We start from the raw sequence: 1,408 nt of genomic DNA, 5'->3' as shown, positions 1-1,408 counted from the left end.
CACTAACGTCGCATGAATTTTAATTGAATTTTCTGTTTTCTAATTTTTTCGTTTTTGAAGAAAATGAAAGACGCTTAAGTAGAGATAGTAAACATCCATTTTTTTACTATAACCTTTGACTAGGGCAACTGCAGTTCAAAATCCTTATGGTACCGTATTTCCTTCCATTTTCCGAAGCCAAATACGTGCTGGTTTCCATAGTGTTGCTTTTAAGTACCTACTAATTTGTAAATATGTCCGTGAACTGTTTGTGTGAAGCTGTGCTAGCACGTTTAAGCAGTAAACGATCATCGCAATGTATACCTGATTATGCACAGCTTGCTCGCTTTTCCCGTAGAACTTTTTAATGTTCAGATGCTGTTTCATCCATTTGAAAAACAGTTCGATTGCCCAGCGTGATTTATACAGTTCAGCGATCTCATCTGCACTTAAATCAAAACGATTCGTCATCAGATGTAGCTCTTTACCGTTTGGATCCAGTACTTCGATACGGCGAAATACATTTTCAGCACGATTTTGCGTGTTGCCAATCAGAATCATTTCATCCGATAACACCGATGACTGTTCAGGTACTTCAAATGATTCAATCACACGTGTTACGGCGTTTTTTCGTAAGCGTGAGACAAAGAAAAATCCGTCATCTGTCATGCGATCAAAGCGCTCATAATCTAAGTAACCTCGGTCAAACACGTACATGCACTCCTTGTCATCAATGAGGATTTCAAGCTGACCACGATCATGTTCTTTCGCATTCGTCAACACCGCTTTATCAGGGTACGTACAACCTTTTTCTAGGTAAACAAGGCGCAAATGTAACTTCACACCTGATTTTGTTTTACGGAATTCAGCCCATTTATGGTTGTTTAAGTTTAATGGCAGTGTGCTGGAATCAATGATTTTCAGTGGTGTTGTGGTTTTTCGCCTATGCTCAAAATTCATTTTCTCATGAATTTGCTCGACTAAGTCTAGAAAAATTCGTTGGAAAAACTCAGTTGGCACTTGGTTTAATCGCCGACCTAACTGCGAAAAGCTGATGGACTCTAAATACGTCGCTTTTTGTAAGTCATCTGATAACAGCGTGTCACTAATGGCACGTAGACTTTCGGTTTCATTTAGCTGCGCAAACAGTAATAATTTCAAGAATGAAGCGATGTGAAGCTTTTTTGTATAGCAATTTAATTGATGAATTTCAACTAATATCTCCATTTGTGTAGAAGAAATAGGTGAAAACCATTGTTCAAATGATGTTTTTCGTGTAAACTTATCCATGCTTATGTCCTTTATTTTGGATTTGGATGGTTTACTACCGCCCAACCATTATAAAGGCTTTTTTTATGTATGGATAATATTGCAGAAAATTCAGTTTTTTTGAAGTATGTTGAATTATTTTAATGCGACGCTAGTGATA

General features: G+C 37.3%; 1 protein-coding gene. It reads right to left on the bottom strand.

Annotation, left to right across the window (positions count from 1 at the left end; translation table 11 throughout):
- Window positions 1-144 precede the first annotated feature (144 nt).
- Entirely contained in the window at window positions 145-1,269 is a 1,125-nt protein-coding gene (locus AC2CGN_RS25400; protein WP_484516965.1) for an IS4 family transposase, read from the bottom strand.
- Between the last annotated feature and the right edge of the window lie 139 nt (window positions 1,270-1,408).

The sequence above is a fragment of the Lysinibacillus sp. DFXJR4 genome (assembly GCF_057196045.1).
This window is presented reverse-complemented; position numbering and strand designations above follow the sequence as displayed.

What these genes read in the sequence shown, in the direction of transcription:
- AC2CGN_RS25400 (WP_484516965.1), bottom strand. Translation starts at nt 1,269, where the DNA reads ATGGATAAGTTTACACGAAAAACATCATTTGAACAATGGTTTTCACCT.